Origin of the sequence: Acidovorax delafieldii 2AN, assembly GCF_000175235.1 — a bacterium.
Classification (GTDB): Bacteria; Pseudomonadota; Gammaproteobacteria; order Burkholderiales; family Burkholderiaceae_C; genus Acidovorax; species Acidovorax delafieldii_B.
Genome location: NZ_ACQT01000237.1, coordinates 1 through 5408 on the forward strand (window position 1 = coordinate 1; position 5408 = coordinate 5408).

The following is a 5408-nucleotide window of genomic DNA, read 5'->3' on the forward strand; positions in this document are numbered from 1 at the left end:
TGTACGGTGATGGCTCGGCGGGTGCCCTTTCGGTGACCTCGGGCCAGACATTGGATCTTTCCACCCAGGCGGGCTTCAACAGCCTGAACGGACACCACCATCTGCAGTTCACCACGATCAGCATTGCTGGAACGCTGAAAGTTCCCAGTGGCACGGTTCTGCGTGCGATGGGCGACGTGACGGTCGGCGGTTCCATCCTCGTTCTGCCGGGAACGTCGGACGCCGCCATGGGGCAGCCGCACCCGGGGATTGCCCTGGCTGCAGCCGGCCTGCCGCAGGGCGGTGTGGGCCTGCCGGCGCTTGCTGCCTCGCTGGTGAAGAAGCCGGCTGCGGCGGCCGGCGGGGCGGGCTATGTTCCCAACGCCCTGAACACGGGCGGCAATGGGGGTGGGGCATTGGTGGTGCTGGCCGGCGGCAACGTGATCGTGGCATCCGGCGGTAGCATCGACGCCAGCGGCATCGGTGCGCAGAACACGGCGTCGTCGGGCGATGTGCCCGGCGCCGGGGGCGGGGCTGGCGGCATCCTGGTGCTGGCGGCCCGGGGGGGCATCACCGTGTCCGGTCTCTTGCGCGCCAATGGCGGTGCCGGAAGCAGCGCGTTCAATGGCAACGCGGGCAACACCCAGGGCGTGGGCGCAGGGGGCGGCGGTGGGGGCGGCATCATCCACTTCGTCGCGTCCTCGTCGCCGTCCATCACCGGCTCCGTGCTCGCCAACGGGGGCCCTGCGGGATTCGACCAATTGCTGGGCACCACCGCTTTGGCGGGCGGCGGCGGCGGGGCCAGTGGCGGCACCGGGGGGGCGGGCGGCGCGATGATTTTGGGGATTAGCCAGCCGGCGCAGGCGGGTTCCGCCGGCTACATGTTCACCACGGTGGTGCCAGCGCCTGAGAACCTGTTCATCTACTGAGACCTCTGCGAAGGCCGGCCCAGAACAGCCGCCGCATGGTGGCACCGATCTCTCGCTGGCTCTGGTTGCACGCTCGCGCCGATTCTTGGGGGCCGGTAGCGGGCCGGCAGGGTTTGGCCCCGCTCGCAGGCAGCGCCGGGTGCGCTGGTTTTGAAACGCCCGCTGCACCCGCCGGCAGGGCGAGCGCAGCCCTTTGCGGCAATGGCACCGGCCGGATTTTGCTTGCGGAACGGGGCAACGCGGCGAGGTACAACGCGCTGTTTCCGGCGCGTCCGTCACCTCTTCTCTCGACAGTTCCGCAACGATCGCGCCAAATGGGGGCAGCCGGCCGTAAACCACAGGCCCGTGGGGCAGCCCCTCCTAGGACTCTGGGGACGGGGCGAAGCAGGGGCCGGCGCCGCCCATCATGCCGGGCGAAAATAACGGGAACATTCCGACGGCCCGCGCGTTGAAGCAGTCGTTCACCATGGGAATCTGCAGCCACCTCGATGACGAAGAATGTGCCAAGCGTGCGCGGCGGGGCGACCGCGCGGCATTTTCCGAACTGGTGGCGCGCTACCAGGACCGCATCTACCGCTTTCTGGTGCGCCTCACCCATTCGCCGGACGACGCACGGGAGCTGACACAGGAAACGTTTCTGCACGCCTACCAGGCCCTGGTGCGTTGGCGTGCCGATGCCCGGCTGTGCACCTGGCTGTTCCGCATTGCGCGCAACCTGGCTTTCGACTGGCTGCGGCGCCGTAACCGGGTGGCCTTCGTGCCCTGGGATGACGACGAGGCGGCCAGCCACCCCGACCCTGCGCCCGCGCCCGACGTGGTGCTGGAGACTGCGCAGCGCTACCAGGGCCTTGAAAACGCACTGGAGCGCCTGCCGCTGGAACACCGCGAAATCCTGCTGCTGCGGGAGATCGAGGAGATGTCCTATGACGACATCGCCACGGTGCTGAATCTCAACCTTGGCACCGTGAAGTCGCGCATCGCACGGGCGCGCGCGGGCCTGCTTGAAAGAATGCCACGCTGAATGGAGACCTTGCCATGAACTGCCCCCAGGACATCGACCTTTCCGCCTATGCGGACGACATGATGGCTCCCGCGGAAAGAGCTCGCTTTCACGCGCACCTCGCGGGCTGTGCGGTGTGCCAGCGCAGGCTGGAGGCGATAGCTGCCCTTGGCCGTAGCCTGCGCGCCCTGCCGTCGCCCCCGTTGGGGTTTGATCTGGCGGCGCAATGGGACGACCGCCTGCGCGCATTGCCGCAGGGGCGGCAGCGCACGCGCCCCGGCTGGGGCTGGCGTGGCTGGCTGCCTGCCGGCCTGGCAGGGGGGCTGGCACTGGCCTCCGGCATCTGGCTGGGCAGCGTTCTGCTGGGTGGGGGTGCCGTCGCTACCCCCGGCGCCGGCCTGGTGCGTGTGTTCGATCCGGTGCCGCCGGGCGGCCTGTGTGCCGCCGCCGAAATCTGCCGTGTTTCGAGGGGAATGCCATGAAGCAACGCAGCGTACCGGCGTGGCTGCTGGCGGCGTCGCTGGCCCTCAATGCGGGGGTGGTGGTGGCTGTTGCCCTGCACCAATGGCAGGGCGTGTCCACGCCGGTCAGTCCACGGCCTGCTTCCGTCAACTTGCCCGACTATCTGGCACTGAACGCCGAACAGCGCGCGCGCTGGCAACAGCTCGAGCCGGCCTTTCTGCGAGACGTGGCCGCCAACTGGTCCGACATCCGCCGCCACCGCGAGGCGCTGGTGCGGCACATTTTTGCCGATGCACCGCAGCGCGCCGCCATCGACGCCGAGCAGGCCCGCATTGCCACCCTGCAGGACGCCCAGCAGCAGCGCGTGATTGCACAACTGCTGGCCGAGCGCGCGCTGCTTGACGAAGGGCAGCGTGCCCGGCTCATGGCCCTGCTGCTCAGCCGCTACGCCCAGGAATCCACTGAAGAGGAAGCGCTGCACCGCGATTGAGGCGGCAGCGCAAGGGCCGAGGGGCGTAGAAGAAAAAAGATTCATGTCAATGGAACATTTGTCTGTGCCAGTCGTTTGAAGCAACAAGGCGTGGCGATGGCCCGCCCCTTTTTGTTCAACCTACTGGAGTCTTTTGATGAAATCCCCTCTATCCCTCGTGCTGGCCGCTGCCCTGACCCTGCCTGTCGCCGCATTCGCGGCCAACCCGGCCGGCCACGATCACGGCAACGCCGCACCCCAGAAAATCCAGCTGAACGCCGGCAAGAAATGGCACATCGATGCTCCCTTGCGCCAGGGTATGAGCGCCATGCAGGTGGCTGTGAACGGCACGCTGCCCCTGGCGCACGCCGGTAAGGCGCAGGCTGCCGACTACGATGCCTTCGGTGCGGAAATCTCCAAACAGGTGGCTTACATCGTCGAGAACTGCAAGCTTGAACCCCAGGCCGACGCCCAGCTGCACATCGTGATTGGCGAAATCCTGCAAGGCGTGGACGCCGCGCAGGGCAAGGAAGGTGACAAGGCGCGCGCTTCGGGGGTGGTCAAGGTGGCCAAGGCCCTCAACGCCTACGGTGCCCATTTCGACCACGCGGGCTGGAAGCCGGTTCAACTGCCCCACTGAGTGGCGGGGTGCCTGAAGGCTACCCGCGGCCCCAGGGGCGTGCGCAGGCCGGTGGCTGCGCACAACCCTGAGGCGTTGGGTGGGGGCTGTGGATCGCGCCAGTTGAATGCGCAGGGGCTCCGTCGCGTAACGTGGCGGGGCGGGGCGGGGCGCAGCGCAGTTCAGCCACAGGCGGCCACGCTTCGCCCGCAAGAGGGCAAAACCGAAACTACTCCACGTCGATGCAGTGCATCCCGAAGTGGCCGGCCCGGCGGTCGGCAAAATAGTGCTCCAGCGTTTCCTTCACGGTGCGGAACGCCAGTTCGTCCCACGGCACTTCGGCTTCGGTGAACAGGCGTGCTTCGATGGTTTCATAGCCTGGATTGAAGTGTTCGCTGAGCAGGCGGGCGCGGTAGAAAAGGTGCACCTGGCCCACGCGGCGCACGTTCAGCAGGCTGAACAAGGGGCCCATCTCGATCTGTGCGCCGGCTTCCTCGTCGGTTTCACGGGCTGCGCCCTGCGCCGTGGTTTCGTCGAGTTCCATGAACCCGGCCGGCAGCGTCCACTTGCCCCAGCGCGGCTCGATATTGCGCTTGCACAGCAACACACGGCCGTCGGCGAATTCGGGCACCGTGCCCACCACGTTCAGCGGGTTCTCGTAGTGGACCGTGTGGCAGGCGGGGCAGATGGCCCGTTGCTTGGTGTCGCCGTCGTCGGGCAGGCGGTAGACCACTGCCGTTCCGCAGGCGCGGCAGTGTTTGATCGGGCTGCGAAAGGTCATGCCGGGAAATATAGCTCAAACAAGCCGCTGGCGCTTATGGGTAAAGCGCAAGCAGCTATGAAAAATGAAGCGAATGCCAGCAGGCCTACACCACGGTGAGGCGCAGCGGGGGCAACCCTTCCACGCCGCCTTCCAGCGTGTCGCCGCGCACTACGGCGCCCACGCCTTCGGGGGTGCCGGTGTAGATCAGGTCGCCAGGGGCCAGCTCCCAGGCGGCAGACAGGTGCTCGATGGTTTCCGCGATGTTCCAGATGAGCTGGGCCACGGTGCTGCGCTGGCGGTCGGCGCCATTGACCTGCAGCCAGATGGCGGCCTTGGCGATGTCGCCGGCCTGCGCGGCGGGCGTGATGGGGCCGATCGGGGCGCTGGCATCAAAGCCCTTGCCGATGCACCAGGGGCGGCCCTGCTTCTTCATGTCGTTCTGCAGGTCGCGGCGCGTCATGTCCAGGCCCACGGCGTAGCCGTAGATGTGCTGCAGGGCATCGGCCGCCTTGATGTTCTTTCCGCCCTTGCCAATGGCCACCACCAGCTCGATCTCGTGGTGCAGGTTGGCCGTCAGGCTGGGGTAGGGGAGCTGGCCGGTTTCGCCGGCGTTGACCACCACGATGGCGTCGGCCGGCTTCATGAAGAAGAAAGGCGGTTCGCGGCCGGTGAAGCCCATTTCCTTGGCATGCTCTTCGTAATTGCGGCCCACGCAGTAGATGCGGTGCACCGGAAAACGGTCGCCGGAGCCCACGACGGGCACGCTGGCCACAGGCGCGGGAGAGAAAACATAGCTCATGTTGGTCTTTCTGCTACAGGATGGTCGATGGTGCGGGGGCGCAGGCAAGGGCGCATGCGGCGCGGCCGCGGCGCCAGGGTGCCGCCCTGCAGCAGTGTGCCACGGGGTGGGCGCGTTTGCCGGGGCGGCTACACTCGCGCCCATGGCAAAGAGCTTCGATTTCCATCAGGCGCCGGGCCACCTCGTGCGGCGGGCGCACCAGCGCGCGGTGGCGCTTTTCATGGAAGAAACAGCCGGTTTCGACGTGACCCCGGTTCAATTTGCCATCCTCAACGAATTGATGGACCAGCCTGGCGAGGACCAGGTGACCCTGGCGGCGCGCGTGGCCTTCGACGCCGCCACGTCGGGCTCGGTGATCGGCCGCCTGGAGGCCCGCGGCTGGGTGCGG

Annotated in this window: 7 protein-coding genes and 1 pseudogene; 6 read left to right on the forward strand and 2 right to left on the reverse strand. The window is 67.5% G+C overall.

Annotation, left to right across the window (positions count from 1 at the left end; translation table 11 throughout):
* The 5 genes and pseudogenes from ACDELDRAFT_RS18590 to ACDELDRAFT_RS18610 form a co-directional block, all read left to right on the forward strand.
* A pseudogene (locus tag ACDELDRAFT_RS18590) lies at positions 1–908 on the forward strand (hypothetical protein); the annotation flags it as partial.
* A gap of 466 nt (positions 909–1374) precedes the next feature.
* Positions 1375–1929, forward strand: coding sequence for a sigma-70 family RNA polymerase sigma factor (locus ACDELDRAFT_RS18595; protein WP_040329892.1), 555 nt, complete (start codon positions 1375–1377; stop codon positions 1927–1929).
* 14 nt (positions 1930–1943) lie between these two features.
* Positions 1944–2390 carry an anti-sigma factor family protein gene (locus ACDELDRAFT_RS18600; protein WP_005799555.1) on the forward strand — a complete coding sequence of 149 codons (447 nt, stop codon included), beginning with the start codon at positions 1944–1946 and terminating at the stop codon, positions 2388–2390.
* Complete coding sequence (locus ACDELDRAFT_RS18605) at positions 2387–2860, forward strand: periplasmic heavy metal sensor (protein WP_005799557.1); 474 nt, start codon at positions 2387–2389, stop codon at positions 2858–2860. The genes ACDELDRAFT_RS18600 and ACDELDRAFT_RS18605 overlap by 4 nt, the downstream gene beginning before the upstream one ends.
* Positions 2861–2996: 136 nt before the next feature.
* Positions 2997–3479 (forward strand): hypothetical protein, encoded by a 483-nt coding sequence (locus ACDELDRAFT_RS18610; RefSeq protein WP_005799559.1) that lies wholly within the window; start codon positions 2997–2999, stop codon positions 3477–3479.
* 208 nt (positions 3480–3687) lie between these two features.
* On the opposite strand, the gene ACDELDRAFT_RS18615 is transcribed toward ACDELDRAFT_RS18610, so the two are convergent.
* Positions 3688–4239, reverse strand: coding sequence for an NUDIX hydrolase (locus ACDELDRAFT_RS18615; protein WP_005799560.1), 552 nt, complete (start codon positions 4237–4239; stop codon positions 3688–3690).
* A gap of 85 nt (positions 4240–4324) precedes the next feature.
* Entirely contained in the window at positions 4325–5020 is a 696-nt protein-coding gene (locus ACDELDRAFT_RS18620; RefSeq protein ID WP_005799561.1) for a fumarylacetoacetate hydrolase family protein, read from the reverse strand.
* 142 nt (positions 5021–5162) lie between these two features.
* Here ACDELDRAFT_RS18620 and ACDELDRAFT_RS18625 point away from each other — a divergent pair.
* The coding region (locus ACDELDRAFT_RS18625; RefSeq protein WP_005799562.1) for a MarR family winged helix-turn-helix transcriptional regulator at positions 5163–5408 on the forward strand (246 nt) is incomplete at its 3' end.

What these genes read in the sequence shown, in the direction of transcription:
- ACDELDRAFT_RS18610 (WP_005799559.1), top strand. Translation starts at nt 2,997, where the DNA reads ATGAAATCCCCTCTATCCCTCGTGCTGGCCGCTGCCCTGACCCTGCCT.
- ACDELDRAFT_RS18595 (WP_040329892.1), top strand. Translation starts at nt 1,375, where the DNA reads ATGGGAATCTGCAGCCACCTCGATGACGAAGAATGTGCCAAGCGTGCG.
- ACDELDRAFT_RS18615 (WP_005799560.1), bottom strand. Translation starts at nt 4,239, where the DNA reads ATGACCTTTCGCAGCCCGATCAAACACTGCCGCGCCTGCGGAACGGCA.
- ACDELDRAFT_RS18605 (WP_005799557.1), top strand. Translation starts at nt 2,387, where the DNA reads ATGAAGCAACGCAGCGTACCGGCGTGGCTGCTGGCGGCGTCGCTGGCC.
- ACDELDRAFT_RS18600 (WP_005799555.1), top strand. Translation starts at nt 1,944, where the DNA reads ATGAACTGCCCCCAGGACATCGACCTTTCCGCCTATGCGGACGACATG.
- ACDELDRAFT_RS18620 (WP_005799561.1), bottom strand. Translation starts at nt 5,020, where the DNA reads ATGAGCTATGTTTTCTCTCCCGCGCCTGTGGCCAGCGTGCCCGTCGTG.